This window comes from Sulfurimonas hongkongensis, from assembly GCF_000445475.1.
In the GTDB taxonomy this organism is placed as follows: Bacteria; Campylobacterota; Campylobacteria; order Campylobacterales; family Sulfurimonadaceae; genus Sulfurimonas; species Sulfurimonas hongkongensis.
On the sequence record NZ_AUPZ01000005.1, the window covers coordinates 180,893 to 193,919 of the forward strand.

Consider the following 13,027-nt stretch of genomic DNA (forward strand, 5'->3'; position numbering starts at 1 on the left):
TGGTAAACTCTCTTTAATTTTTTTTGGAGAGTTTACGCATTACACTGTGACTACTTATCAAAAACAGATAGACAAAATTAGCCTCTTTGGAGTCAAAGAAGTTGATTTTAACTTTGAAGACGTCATCTACTTTGACACTGCAGCGTCTATCTTCATAAACTCCCTTAGGGAGGACTTTTTTCAAAAAAATATCAAAACCAATATCCTGACAAATAACAAAGATATCTTAGATACTTTAGAGTTAGTGAAACGTACAAAGCAAAAATCTGAGCCCTTTGTTAAAGAGATAAACAAAACATATCTAGAGTATTTTGGCAAAGTTTTTTGTAGCTATTACAAGGGGTTTTTAGCTTTTATACTCTTTTTGGGTAAAGTTTTTGTATCAATCCTAAGTTACCTTAGATCCATAAAAAACATAAGATATAAAGAGATAATCTTTGAGATAAATGAAAATGCAATAAAGGCTCTTGGAATTATTGCTTTAACAAGTTTTCTTATAGGTCTAGTAACAGCCTATCAATCAGCCTATCAACTAAAGCTATATGGAGCAAATATATTTATAGTTGATATACTTGGGATCTCTATATTTAGAGAGCTAGCACCTTTGATAACAGCCATCGTTATAGCTGGTAGAAGCGGCTCAGCATTTACCGCTCAAATAGGTGCTATGAAGATAACTGAGGAGCTAGATGCAATGAAGACTATGGGCTTTGACCCCTATCTCTTTTTAGTTTTACCACGAATCATAGCACTAATGATTACAATGCCCCTACTTATCTTTGCAGCCGATATTATGGGACTTCTTGGTGGAATGATTGTCTCATACATTGATCTTGGTATCTCTGTTTCATTTTTTATAGAGAGACTAAATGAAGTAGTAGCTCCAAAGCACTTTTTTGTAGGCTTGATTAAGGGTCCTTTTTTTGCATTTTTGATTGCATCTATCGGAGTCTATAGAGGGCTGATGGTTAAAAATGATACACAAAGTATAGGTTTTAACACAACAAAGAGCGTAGTTGAGTCCATCTTTGCAGTCATTATTTGTGATGCAGTTTTTTCTATCATATTTACAAATCTGGGGATATGATGCAAAGCCTTATAAAATTAAGAGATGTCAGAACTGTATTTGGTACAAAAGTAGTTCATGATGGCTTAAATATTACAGTAAATGAAGGCGAAATATATGGGCTTGTTGGACCATCTGGATGTGGAAAGACTACCGTTTTGCGAGAGATGGTGATGCTCCAAGAGATTAGTGGTGGCAAGATAGAAGTTTTAGGCCATGATCTTAGCACAATTTCAAGCACAGATGCACAAAAACTAAGAAGTGAGTGGGGCGTTTTATTTCAAGCAGGGGCCCTATTTTCATCTCTAAATATCAAAGAAAATATCTCACTACCATTAAGAGAGTATACAGATCTTTCGCAAAAAATGATAGATGAAGTGGTTAAATTTAAGATAAATCTTGTTGGATTAAAATCAAGCGATGCACACCTGTATCCATCACAGATAAGTGGTGGTATGAAGAAAAAGTCAGCTCTTGCCCGTGCGCTGGCAATGGATCCAAAACTACTTTTTTTAGATGAGCCAACAAGTGGACTTGACCCAATCTCAGCTAGAGAATTTGACGCTTTGATACTTAAACTTAGAGACTTGCTTGACCTTAGTATCGTGATGGTTTCACACGATTTACAATCCGTTTATGCTACACTTGACAGAGTTGCTGTGATAGATGAAAAAAAAATAATCTATGAGGGTGATCTCAAAAATATTAAAAACTCTACAAATAAGTTTATGAAAACATTTTTTAGGAGCGATTTTGAACAATAAAGTAAATTATACACTAGTTGGTTTTTTAGTCCTTTTTGGTGTTACTTTGATGAGTGCCTTTACTTACTGGTTGCTAAAGCCAACAATGGATGAAGATACACAAAAGTACAATATACTCTTTAATGAGTCTGTTTTGGGTCTAAATATAGATTCGGCTGTAAAATTTAGAGGCATAGATGTAGGTAAAGTTACAGGACTTAGGATAAATCCAAAAGATTCCGAGCAAGTTGAAGTGCAGGTAACCATCTTAAAGACTACTCCTATAAAAGAGACCACAGTGGCAAAACTTACATCTCAAGGAATTACAGGACTTAGCTATATAAATCTTAGTTTAGGCGATAAGGACTCTCCAAGGCTTGTTGCAAAAGAGGGTGAAGAGTATCCAGTTATAAAGGCTGAGTCATCATTCTTAGAGAAGCTTGAAGAGTCATTTGGAAGTGTCTCAACAAAACTATCTATAATTCTAAGCAGGGCAGAAAGATTGCTAGATGAGAAAAACCAAAAAGAGATAACATCTATACTAGAGTCAAGTGCATCTTTTATGAAAAAGATGGACAGACTTATGAGTGAGGAGGCAATAGTCAACCTTCACTCATCACTTAAAAACCTAAATAGTGCATCTGAAAAACTAGACTTGATGATGCCAAAAGTTGATAAACTTATAGATAATAGCATAGAGTGGGAAGATAAAATCTCTAGCTCTTTAGAGTCTATTATGAACAGTTATCTTGGTATTGAAGAGGCTATGTATAAGTTTAAAAAAGCAATCGAAAATGGCGAGTTTAATCTAAAAGATATAACTAGTGATGTAGTTCCAACTGTAAACAACGCATTCCTTGAATTTGAGTATCTTATTATTAGGCTAAAAGAGACACTAAATCAATATGAGAGAAGTCCAAGCGATATACTCTTTATGAAAGAAGAGATTAAAAAAGGTCCAGGAGAAAAATGATGAAAAAAATCTATCTTATAGCTATACTGATGTTTTTACTCTCAGGTTGTTCCATCACAAGGCCAGCTATTACTGAGTATAGACTATCTTTAAAAGATTTCAGTTCAAAAAACTATCCCAACTCTTGCAAAGACAAGTCTTTAAAGGTATCCTCAGCTTTTAGCTCAAACTCGCTTATGACGTTAGAGATGAACTATATGCAAGACAGACATAAAATCTACTCATACTCTCAGTCACGATGGAACAACTCACCAAACCAAGAGATATCATCACAAATATTTTCAGCTCTAAGAGATGCAAAGATATTTGATAGTGTACATAATGCAAAATCAAGGAACAAGAGTGATTTGATATTAGAGATAAATATACAAGACTTTATGCAGTATTACAGTGATGATTTGAGTGCATCTTATGTTAATATAGCTATTTGTTTTACCCTTATAGATGCAAAAACAAACAAAACCATGGCTACCAAAAGTTTTAGTGCAAAAAAAGATGTTAAAAGCCTAGATGCAGCTGGTGGAGTTGAAGCTCTAGATACTGCACTTGGAGAGATTATAGATGAAAGTTTAGATTTTCTTAGTGGAGTTTGTTTATGATAAAAGAGAGTGAGTATAAAAAAAGAAGAGAAAAATTAGCAAAAAAACTTTTAAATAATTCGGTTACACTTCTTGCAAGTTCAAAGCCAAAAGTTCGCTCAAACGATACTAACTATCCATATAGACAAGATAGTAACTTCTACTATCTTACAGGATTCAAAGAAGACAATGCTTGTTTGGTTTTTTTAAAGTCAAGCAAAAAAATAAAAACAATACTCTTTGTACAAAAAAAAGATACACAAGAAGAGCTTTGGAATGGCAAAAGACTCGGAGTTGTTGAAGCAAAAAAGAGATTTTTAGTTGATGAAGTAAGGGTTAGTTCTAACTTTAAAGAGAGCATCGAAGAGTTTTGTAAAGATAAGAAAAATCTCTATTATGATTTTTCTAAAAAAATTCCAAAGATAAAAAAGAGCCTTAAGAGCTCTTTTGATGCACACTATGATATCTCGCCTTTTATAAAAGAGATGAGACTTATAAAATCAAAAGCAGAGATAAAACTTATAAAAAAAGCTATTAAAATCACAAAAAAAGCTCATCATAATGCGATGAAATTTAACAAAGATAACAGAGGAGAAAGCGATCTTCTTGCAAAAATAGAGTACACATTTAAAAAAAATGGAGCCTATAGCGATGCTTACACTTCCGTAGTCGCCTGCGCAGATAATGCAAACACCCTTCATTACATTTCAAATAATAAAGAGTTAAAAAATAGAGAGCTTATACTTATAGATGCTGGGTGTGAGTATGAGTACTATGCGAGTGATATCACAAGAACAATTCCCGTAGATGGTAAGTATACAAAGGCTCAAAAAGAGCTTTATGAGTTAGTTTTAGATACTCAAAAACAAGTTATAAAGATGATAAAACCTAAAGTTTTAAGAAGTGAATTGCAGAAAAAAGCAGAAATTTTACTTGTAGATGGAATGATAAAACTTGGCATCATTAGTGGTAAGAGAGACAAACTTATAAAAAGATTAAAACATAAAAAATACTATCCACATGGAATAGGTCACTGGATGGGACTAGATGTTCATGACGCGGCACCCTATTTTGATGAAAATAAAAAAGAGATACCTTTGAGAAAAAATATGGTTTTAACGATAGAGCCGGGAATCTATATAAGCAAGGATGATAAGAGTGTGCCAAAGAGGTTTCGTGGGATTGGAATCCGCATAGAAGATGATATACAAGTCACTAAAAACTCTCATAAAAATCTATCAAAAAAAATAGTAAAGAGTGTAGAGGAGATAGAGACAATGAGTCGCAGAACTTGTAAGCTTTAAAGCCCCACAGTGGAAAATGTGCCATTGATTAGCTCCTAAAAGCCTTTATCCCTGGTTTTAAGACTCTCTGGCTAAGAGTTATACTTGTAACTCCAACCTGTAAGTTTATGCTCTTTTGTCTCTATAAACCCATCACTATCAGCTAAAAAGTCCATTACATGCATAAGAGCATAAGGGATACTTCGCTGGTCTTCTGGTTTGACTAAAAGTAGTGGCATGGCCGTATCTTGTTGACTCATAGAAAAACCTACTGACATAAGCTGACTCATAATCTCTTTAGGGTTTTTGATACTGTTTTCCTTTAAAAACTTCTCAAAAACTGCATCTTTTATATCTTTTGGTAACTCATCACTAGTGTTTAAAAAGATAGTAAAGTGAATGGGAGTATCAATAAAATGGCTAGGTGCAGGCGTTGCCATAATTATATACTCTACATTTTTAAGATGTGCTTCTATCTCTTGGTGTTCATAATATTTATCTGTGTTTATAGCCTTTGCAATCAACTTTTTTGTTCCTTTGCATCTTCTATCTCTTGTTGGTGCTTAGCCATAAGAAGTCTTATTTCATCCATAGCTTGTGGAGAGACGTTGTCATCTTTGCTCCATTTAACTTCATCAATATGACCACCATAATCAGCACCAAAATCTTCTATTTTTTGTAAAAACTCATCCATATCTAAGCAGTTGTGACTCCTCCCAACTACAGTGTCTTTTAGCACAATATACCAGTCTAGCTTTTCATCAACTTTTATAACCGCCTCGAAGATTACGCTCATTTACTTTACTCCTCTTGAAGTATCAGTAAAACTCTTTGCAAAACTCTCCAAATCTTTTTTCTTTAAGTCGCCATTATAAACTATATTTCTTGGATCTATATTGTCATCATTTAGCATTTTTGGAACCACGTCTGCATTGTTTATAACTTCCATATGAGCATCTAGTTCATCTTCACTATAAGCCATCTGCATATCAGCAGATATTACATGAGGAATAGCCTCTATGACTGAGAGTTTTTTCAACTCCTCTTCAACGCCCGTGCCTTCTATAGTAATAATTATTCTTCCTATTTCATCATGCAGGTGATAATCACAAACCTCACAACTCTTTAGACTCTCTACAACTTCTTCTAGATATTTTGGTAGACACTTAACTACTATACTTGATATATTCATACTATTTTCCTTTTTTTTCATAAATGATTTTTCTTATGTTTTCGCCGTTTTCTTCGCGCATTTTATCATACAATCTTTGATATTTGAACTTTTCGTCTCGACTAATCGGGCTTCTAATAGATTTGTATTCAACTAATTTACCATCTTTAAAAACTCCAGAGACAATAGCCTCAACCCAGTAGTAGCCTTTGTCCTTTCGCAAATTTTTGATAACACCTCTCCACTGCTCACCGTTATGAAGAGCCTCCCACAACTCACTAAAAACAATGCTTGGCATATCTGGATGCCTTACAATACTGTGAGGTTTTCCTAGAAGCTCATCTTCTTCATATCCACTTATCTCGCAAAATGTCTCATTTGCATATGTGATATTTCCATCTAAGTCAGTTCTTGAGATGATTATCTCTTCTAAGGGAACCTCAGTCTCAAACAAAAACTCACTTTCGTTGTATTGCATGCTCATCCTTTTAATTGATTTTATAGTAGTTTAGAGTTGTTGAATCACTACCTATAAAAAATTCTTTTTCATTTAAAAAAAGAATTTTTGAAATAGTTCCTTTGTTCCCTCCAAAATGACCAATACTACTATGTGTAGAGATTTTAAAGACTTCTACATTGTTTTGCTCATCATTGGAATACGCAACTAATTGAGCATTAGGCGAGATAGCTACACTATAGATAAGAAATTCAGCCATTTTATAGAAATTTGAGCCATTGTTTAGGTTGTAAACTACTGTTTTTCTATCTTGTCCAGCAGTAACTACGATACCCTTTTGGCTATCTACTTGAAAAACATTATCTAAGTTTTGACCACTTAGCATTTTGACAAATGATCCATCTTTTGTCTTGTGTATTTTTAAGTTACCACTCTCATCTGCTATAACCACTCTAGTTTTATCATCTATAAGAACAAAATCAGAAAACTTTGATTGTGATATTTGGGTCTTATAATTTTGCTTTTTATTTTTTATATCATATGAGATGATTTCATTACTTAAGAGACCTAGTAGCAGAGTGTCTTTATCTAAAAATTTTGCTTTTGCAATAAAAAGCCCATCAGTATAAGGAATGATAAGTTCGAGTTTTTTATCTCTGTATATATGAACTCTTCTAGCACCTTTTTTAGCTTGTGATAAAATCATAACCATGTCACCAATCACATCTACAGAGTAGATTTTAGAGTCTATGATATCTCCCATAAAGTCTGTTATTTGTGATACTTTTATCTTTTTGAGTAGCTCTTTAGTCTCAAGATCAAAAATATCAACACTGCTCGCATCAGTTGCACAATAGAGCTTGCCATCATGCTCTACTAAATCTACTACAAAACCACTTGTTTGCATGCTCTGCGTCGGCTCATTTATCTTTACAGCATGGAGATTACCAATTAGTAACATAACTATTAGAAGTTTATAAAACATCTTTTTCCTTTTTTGACTCTATCTCTATGGCGTAAGTTGGGCATCTGCCTATACAAAATCCACAAGCTGTGCATTTGCTCATATCAATGCTTGGCATAAACATGGCTTTAAACTCTATAGCATCTTCTAAACAAGGGTCTTTACATGAAAAACACATGACCCCCTCCCAGCTAATACATTTAGTTTTGTTTATTATAACATCTGCATCTATTATTTTTTTGAACTCTAGTTTTAAGACTTCATGCGGACAAGCTGTTGCACACTCATCGCAGTAAGTACAACCACTTTCTAAAAAGTCTAAATATGGAGTTTTATCACTTGCTATTTTTATAATGTCTTCTTCACAAACAGCCATGCAGGGCGCCTCGCACTCTATGCACTCTTTATGAAAAAGAGATAAATCCTCGTAGTATGGAGGTCTGAGTATGATTTCTTTTGTTTTTCTCTCTTGTCCTTTTATGGATGAAGAGAGAAAGCTAAAAAGCTCTCTCCTTTGCATTTAAGAATTAGATACCATTAACAGTATCTAAGCCCTCCATTAATTTTGTTCCACTCCAACTAGATGCACTTGCACCATCTTGCTTTGTGTACTCAGGCTCAAAAGTATTTTTAACTGCTAAATCATCTCCTGATTGTGGAGCGTGACACTGTGAACAGTTAAATCTAGCACCTGCTAGGTGACCTCCAGTTGATTTTATAGAGATATCTTCTCTAGTCTCACTAGTAGTGTTTTTAAGAATTTTACCGTTTTTAGTCATAACGCCATCAGCAGTCATACCCGTATCTGGTCTAAAGTTCATAAAGTGTGAACTCGGAAGTGGTGTAGCTCCCATAGATTCAGCAACTTCTGGCATATGACACCCTGTACATTGGTTATCATTTATAGTTATTGGTAACATTCCCTCAGTATCATGTGGAATCATTGGTGGAGCATCTTGAAATGCTCTTTTGATTTTAGTACTAGTACTTGCTGGGGCTGTTGAGTAGTTAGCCTTATGGCCTTTCGTCTCAGCTCCCTCCGCATATAGATTGGTCTTTCTAAGACCTAAGGACTCCTCTGAAATAGTAGGTTTAACTGTTTCTTGAGCTGTCGGCTTAACATCATTGCCACAGCCAACAAATAGAAGCGTTGCTGTAAATAAACCAACTGTTACTTTGCTTAATAATTTCATTTTACTCTCCCGTTTTTTTATTTTTTAATGTATTTCTTATCGAAAATCCAAGAGCATCATCATCACACACTTCTATGCATCTAGCACAATTTGTGCATTCTCCCATAAGTACTGGCAAACTCTCTTTGCCTATCATATGTAGTACTTGACGCTCAGGACAAACAACTTTACACTTCATACATAGAGTACAGTTTTCTTGTGTATGATGTACTCTAATAAGACTAAACTTTCCTAAGATGGAGTAAAATCCACCTAGTGGGCAGATATGTCCGCACCAACCATTTTTTAGGACAAATAGATCAAAAAGAAAGATGATAAGCATTGCTGCCCAACCAAAACCTAAACCAAAAACAATACCTCTATGAACCATAGATATGGGCGATAAAAACTCAAAGGCTGTTACACCCATAACCACTGAAATGATAAGGCTAAGAGCCAATACCCAATATCGTATATTTCTAGAAGCTGGTTGTTTAATACCCTGAACACGATCAAAATCTAGTCTTCTTCTTAGAAAATTAGCACTATCAGTTATTATATTTACGGGGCAAACCCAGCTACAAAAAGCTCGACCGCCTATAAGAAAATAAAATAGTGTTAAAATTGCTACCCCTATAAGCAAATCCGCTGCTAGTACTGCTCCAGCTGCTAACATCTGAAGAGCCGCATATGGATCACTCAAAGGAATGACTCCTAAAACTTTAGATGAACTAAGGTTCCCCATAAGGATAGTCCACCCCCAAGCATTTGCACCAAAGTACAAAACTAATAAACCAACTTGCGTGGCTCTTCTTAAGATGAGGTATCTATAATTATTCCATAGCGTAGCCATTAGTATAAATCCCCCGCATCATTTAGAGAGTCCATTGCACTCTGATTACTAATCTCAGTTGTAGTTTTGATCTCTGAAGCATCTTCGAGCCGCTTCTCATCATCTTTATCCCAACCTTTGATATAGTAGTCTCCAGCTCTACCCATTGCGGTTTCGCGAGGCAACACAAAAATAGCTGGTTTTTCAGTTACACAAGCTCTCTCACAAAGACCACATCCAGTACAAGCCTCACTATGTACTACAGGTTTCATAAAAGCGTGTTTACCTGTTCTCTCATTTTTTTCATATTCAATAGTTATAGCTTCGCCTAAAATAGGGCAAGCTCTATAACAAGCATCACATTGTATTCCCCAAAAAGCTATACAACTATCGGCATCAACCACAGCTAATCCCATCTCTGCGATGTTTATATCTAGTACGCCATCAGTTGTAACACTAGCTTCATCCAATGCACCAGTAGGACATACTGGTACACAAGGAATATCTGGACACATATAACAGGGTATATCTCTAGGTATAAAATAAGGTGTTCCTAAAGGTTTGTTATCTCCTGGCTTAGCAAGCATTAGAGTATCATATGGACATGCAATAACGCAGAGCCCACACTTGATACAAGTCTTCAAAAAGTCCTCTTCTTTTATGGCTCCAGGTGGACGAAGTAGTAGAGTTGAAGCCGTAACTTCATCAATATATGCACTCCATATAAATCCACCCATGGCAGCAAGTCCTGCGCCACGAGCCATATTTAAGATAAATTTTCGTCTATCACTTACTGGTTGTCTCTTCTTCTTAATGTTAGGTCTGTTTTCGCTCAAAACGATACTTCCCTCTCTCTATTTTTGTTATGCTTGGTAAATCTTTACCGCACATTTTTTAAAGTCTGTCTGTTTAGATTGTGGACAAGTAGCATCAAGACAAACTTTATTGATAAATACTTTTTCGTCAAACCATGGAACAAACACAAGTCCGCGAGATGGTCTATTTCTACCACGAGTCTCAACTCTAGCTTTTACTCTACCACGACGAGATTCAACCCATGCAAGAGAACCTTGTTTTAAGCCTTTGTCTTTCGCATCTTGTGGGTGCATATAACATAGTGCTTCTGGAACAGCACGGAAAAGCTCAGGTACACGCATAGTCATAGTTCCTGAATGCCAGTGCTCTAAAACGCGACCCGTACATAACCAAGTGTCGTAGTTTGCATCTGGAACTTCTGGAGGATCCATATATGGGCGAGCAAAAATCTTAGCTTTGTTTTTAAGACCTTGTTTTGTCTTATCTTTAATACCTAGTAGATCACCTTGTGCAAGACTCTTAGCTAGTGGGCCATAGAATGCATGAGAGTTATTAGTTCCCGCTTCTTTATTGGCTTTTGCTGCATATGGATCGTACTGAGTGTTAAATCTCCACTGAGTCTCTTTACCATCAACCACAGGCCACTTAAGTCCACGAACTTTATGGTAAGTTGTAAAGTCTGCAAGGTCATGTGCGTGTCCGCGACCAAATGAAGCATACTCTTCAAAAAGATACTCATGAATCATAAAGCCGTAACCTTTAAAGACTTTACCATCAGAGCCAACAACGTTTCTATGATCGCCATTACACTCAGAGTTATCATATCCAGCTTGTGGGAATGAGTTTAGGTCGATTTTATAAGACTTAGCCTCTTTGTTTGCAAAAAGAATCTCATACATAGTTGTGTTATCTGTATAACCCATAGCATAAGCTGCTTGTCTTACATCTGGAAGTGATTTGCCACCACGAAGTGGTTGCGCACCCCAAACATCACCAACTGTAAATCTTTTTGATAACTCAACCCATTGCCAAGTATCACTCATAGCATCTCCAACTGGGATAACTTGTTGTCTCCAGTGTTGAGTACGACGCTCTGCATTACCATAAGCTCCCCATTTCTCATAAATCATAGCAGAAGGCAGGATAAGGTCTGAAACTTTTGCACTAATACCAGGGTATCCATCAGAAGTAACTATAAAGTTATCCATTTCACGAGCCGCTTTAATCCAGTGAGATGCTGATGCAGAATCTTGGTAAGGGTTACAAACATTTACCCATGCAAATTTAATAACACCATCTTCTATATCACGATGGATTTTCATGATGTGTTGGTTACCTACAGGGTTTAATGTTCCATTTGGAATTTTCCATCTGTTTTCAGTGATTTCTCTATGTTTTGGATTTGCTACCATCATATCTGCTGGTAGTCTGTGACAGAAAGTTCCAACCTCACGAGCAGTACCACAAGCTGATGGTTGTCCAGTTAAACTAAATGCACCAGAACCTGGCTTAGCCTGCTTGTTTAACAAAAAGTGAACATTGTAAGAAAGTGTATTTACCCATGTTCCACGAGTATGTTGGTTCATTCCCATTGTCCAAAAAGATACAACTTTTCTATCTTTTTCAATATATAGGTCAGCTAATAATTGTAATTTTCTTTTAAACTCATTTATATCTTCATCAGGGTTACCTTTTGAGATTTTTGCTACATAATCAAGTGTATATGGTTCTAAGAATTTTTTATACTCTTCAAAACTGATGTGCCAGTGTTTTAGCCCAGCAGGCTCATTTTTCATAACATCACCCTCTTTATAACCGTATGGTTTAAGTGCAGGTGCTTCAGCTGCAGAGACAGTCTTTTTCATCTCTTTATCAATAGTCTCCATCTCAAGAGCTGTATATTTACCCTCTTTAAGTGCTTTTTCACCCTCTCTTCTCATACCATAACCCATATTTACAGGCGATGCACAAAAGACTATATGTTTTTTAACAAAATCCCAATCAATAGCTTCAGGATTGTTATATACAATCTCTCTAGCTATGTAGTTCCAAAGAGCGAGATCTGTATTTGGAGTAAAGATTATCTCTTCATCTGCTAGATCCGAAGTTCTGTGTCTATAAGTAGAGATATTTATAACTTTTACTCTCTCAGGGTCTGATAGTTTTCTATCAGTTACACGAGACCATAGGATCGGATGCATCTCTGCCATATTTGAACCCCAAGATACAACTGTATCTGTTAGCTCAATATCATCATAACAACCAGATGGTTCATCAATACCAAAAGTTTGGTAAAAACCAACAACTGCTGATGCCATACAGTGACGAGCATTAGGGTCAATTGCATTTGAGCGGAATCCACCCTTCATCATCTTTTGAGCAGCATAACCTTCCATAACAGTGTATTGTCCAGATGCAAATACACCAACACCCTCAGGACCACTTGCTTTTAGTGCTTTTTTGATGTGAACTTCCATCTCATCAAATGCTCTCTTCCAACTAACAGGGGCAAATTTACCTTGTTTATCAAACTTACCATTTGCATCTACACGAAGTAGAGGCTGAGTAAGTCTATCTGCACCATACATAATCTTAGCATTAAAGTAACCTTTAATACAGTTAAGACCACGGTTAACCGGCGCTGCTGGGTCCCCTTTGACCGCAACGACTTTACCGCCTTTTGTAGCCATCATAATACCACAGCCGGTACCACAAAAACGACAAGCTGCCTTATCCCATCTCCAGTCGTCCTCAGCTTTAGTAGCTGCTGCTTGTAGTTCTGCTGGTATACTCATACCAATAGCTGCTGCTGCAGATGCGGCCGCTGAACTTTTAAGAAATTTTCTTCTAGAAAGTGACATATTTTCTCCTATTTTATAATCTTCAAGACTAAGCATTTAAAAATTGCTGTATCTCAACTTTTTTTGTTAAGGTGTCCATTAACGATTTAATACTAGCAGTTTGGAGACTAA

The 13,027-nt window shown here is 36.0% G+C and carries 15 protein-coding genes; 5 read left to right on the plus strand and 10 right to left on the minus strand.

Going from position 1 to position 13,027, the window contains the following annotated elements:
* The first annotated feature begins 46 nt into the window (after window positions 1–46).
* The 5 genes from M947_RS16825 to M947_RS16845 are packed head-to-tail and all read left to right on the plus strand — an operon-like array spanning window position 47 to window position 4,664.
* Window positions 47–1,087 carry an MlaE family ABC transporter permease gene (locus M947_RS16825; protein ID WP_021287242.1) on the plus strand — a complete coding sequence of 347 codons (1,041 nt, stop codon included), beginning with the start codon at window positions 47–49 and terminating at the stop codon, window positions 1,085–1,087.
* Window positions 1,087–1,830 carry an ABC transporter ATP-binding protein gene (locus tag M947_RS16830; RefSeq protein WP_021287243.1) on the plus strand — a complete coding sequence of 248 codons (744 nt, stop codon included), beginning with the start codon at window positions 1,087–1,089 and terminating at the stop codon, window positions 1,828–1,830. Before M947_RS16825 ends, M947_RS16830 begins: the two co-directional genes overlap by 1 nt.
* A complete protein-coding gene (locus M947_RS16835; protein ID WP_021287244.1) occupies window positions 1,820–2,782 on the plus strand; it encodes an MlaD family protein in 963 nt (320 codons plus the stop codon). Before M947_RS16830 ends, M947_RS16835 begins: the two co-directional genes overlap by 11 nt.
* Entirely contained in the window at window positions 2,782–3,381 is a 600-nt protein-coding gene (locus M947_RS16840; protein ID WP_021287245.1) for an ABC-type transport auxiliary lipoprotein family protein, read from the plus strand. The genes M947_RS16835 and M947_RS16840 overlap by 1 nt, the downstream gene beginning before the upstream one ends.
* On the plus strand, window positions 3,378–4,664 hold the full coding sequence (locus M947_RS16845) for an aminopeptidase P family protein (protein WP_021287246.1): 1,287 nt from the start codon (window positions 3,378–3,380) through the stop codon (window positions 4,662–4,664). Before M947_RS16840 ends, M947_RS16845 begins: the two co-directional genes overlap by 4 nt.
* A gap of 71 nt (window positions 4,665–4,735) precedes the next feature.
* Here M947_RS16845 and M947_RS16850 read toward each other — a convergent pair whose 3' ends face one another.
* Genes M947_RS16850 through napA form a run of 10 tightly spaced genes read right to left on the minus strand, consistent with a single transcriptional unit; the run spans window position 4,736 to window position 12,916 of the window.
* A complete protein-coding gene (locus M947_RS16850) occupies window positions 4,736–5,167 on the minus strand; it encodes a hypothetical protein (RefSeq protein ID WP_021287247.1) in 432 nt (143 codons plus the stop codon).
* Entirely contained in the window at window positions 5,164–5,439 is a 276-nt protein-coding gene (locus M947_RS16855; protein WP_021287248.1) for a hypothetical protein, read from the minus strand. Before M947_RS16855 ends, M947_RS16850 begins: the two co-directional genes overlap by 4 nt.
* Window positions 5,440–5,835, minus strand: coding sequence for a chaperone NapD (locus M947_RS16860; protein WP_021287249.1), 396 nt, complete (start codon window positions 5,833–5,835; stop codon window positions 5,440–5,442).
* 1 nt (window position 5,836) lies between these two features.
* Window positions 5,837–6,292, minus strand: a complete 456-nt coding sequence (locus M947_RS16865; RefSeq protein WP_021287250.1) for a PAS domain-containing protein — start codon at window positions 6,290–6,292, stop codon at window positions 5,837–5,839.
* Between the two features lie 10 nt (window positions 6,293–6,302).
* Window positions 6,303–7,256 (minus strand): WD40 repeat domain-containing protein, encoded by a 954-nt coding sequence (locus M947_RS16870; RefSeq protein WP_021287251.1) that lies wholly within the window; start codon window positions 7,254–7,256, stop codon window positions 6,303–6,305.
* The gene (locus M947_RS16875; RefSeq protein WP_021287252.1) at window positions 7,246–7,755 is read right to left on the minus strand and encodes a ferredoxin-type protein NapF; all 510 of its coding nucleotides are present in this window, start codon (window positions 7,753–7,755) and stop codon (window positions 7,246–7,248) included. Before M947_RS16875 ends, M947_RS16870 begins: the two co-directional genes overlap by 11 nt.
* Window positions 7,756–7,762: 7 nt before the next feature.
* Window positions 7,763–8,428 (minus strand): nitrate reductase cytochrome c-type subunit, encoded by a 666-nt coding sequence (locus M947_RS16880; protein ID WP_021287253.1) that lies wholly within the window; start codon window positions 8,426–8,428, stop codon window positions 7,763–7,765.
* Between the two features lies 1 nt (window position 8,429).
* Window positions 8,430–9,260 (minus strand): quinol dehydrogenase ferredoxin subunit NapH, encoded by an 831-nt coding sequence (gene napH, locus M947_RS16885; protein ID WP_021287254.1) that lies wholly within the window; start codon window positions 9,258–9,260, stop codon window positions 8,430–8,432.
* On the minus strand, window positions 9,260–10,075 hold the full coding sequence (gene napG, locus M947_RS16890; protein WP_021287255.1) for a ferredoxin-type protein NapG: 816 nt from the start codon (window positions 10,073–10,075) through the stop codon (window positions 9,260–9,262). The genes napH and napG overlap by 1 nt, the downstream gene beginning before the upstream one ends.
* A 27-nt stretch (window positions 10,076–10,102) precedes the next feature.
* The gene (gene napA / locus M947_RS16895; RefSeq protein ID WP_021287256.1) at window positions 10,103–12,916 is read right to left on the minus strand and encodes a nitrate reductase catalytic subunit NapA; all 2,814 of its coding nucleotides are present in this window, start codon (window positions 12,914–12,916) and stop codon (window positions 10,103–10,105) included.
* Window positions 12,917–13,027: the final 111 nt, after the last annotated feature.

Coding starts and splice junctions, on each gene's coding strand:
- M947_RS16870 (WP_021287251.1), bottom strand. CDS start 7,256: ATGTTTTATAAACTTCTAATAGTTATGTTACTAATTGGTAATCTCCAT.
- napH (WP_021287254.1), bottom strand. CDS start 9,260: ATGGCTACGCTATGGAATAATTATAGATACCTCATCTTAAGAAGAGCC.
- M947_RS16875 (WP_021287252.1), bottom strand. CDS start 7,755: ATGCAAAGGAGAGAGCTTTTTAGCTTTCTCTCTTCATCCATAAAAGGA.
- napA (WP_021287256.1), bottom strand. CDS start 12,916: ATGTCACTTTCTAGAAGAAAATTTCTTAAAAGTTCAGCGGCCGCATCT.
- M947_RS16845 (WP_021287246.1), top strand. CDS start 3,378: ATGATAAAAGAGAGTGAGTATAAAAAAAGAAGAGAAAAATTAGCAAAA.
- M947_RS16840 (WP_021287245.1), top strand. CDS start 2,782: ATGAAAAAAATCTATCTTATAGCTATACTGATGTTTTTACTCTCAGGT.
- M947_RS16865 (WP_021287250.1), bottom strand. CDS start 6,292: ATGCAATACAACGAAAGTGAGTTTTTGTTTGAGACTGAGGTTCCCTTA.
- M947_RS16880 (WP_021287253.1), bottom strand. CDS start 8,428: ATGAAATTATTAAGCAAAGTAACAGTTGGTTTATTTACAGCAACGCTT.
- M947_RS16855 (WP_021287248.1), bottom strand. CDS start 5,439: ATGAGCGTAATCTTCGAGGCGGTTATAAAAGTTGATGAAAAGCTAGAC.
- M947_RS16830 (WP_021287243.1), top strand. CDS start 1,087: ATGCAAAGCCTTATAAAATTAAGAGATGTCAGAACTGTATTTGGTACA.
- M947_RS16860 (WP_021287249.1), bottom strand. CDS start 5,835: ATGAATATATCAAGTATAGTAGTTAAGTGTCTACCAAAATATCTAGAA.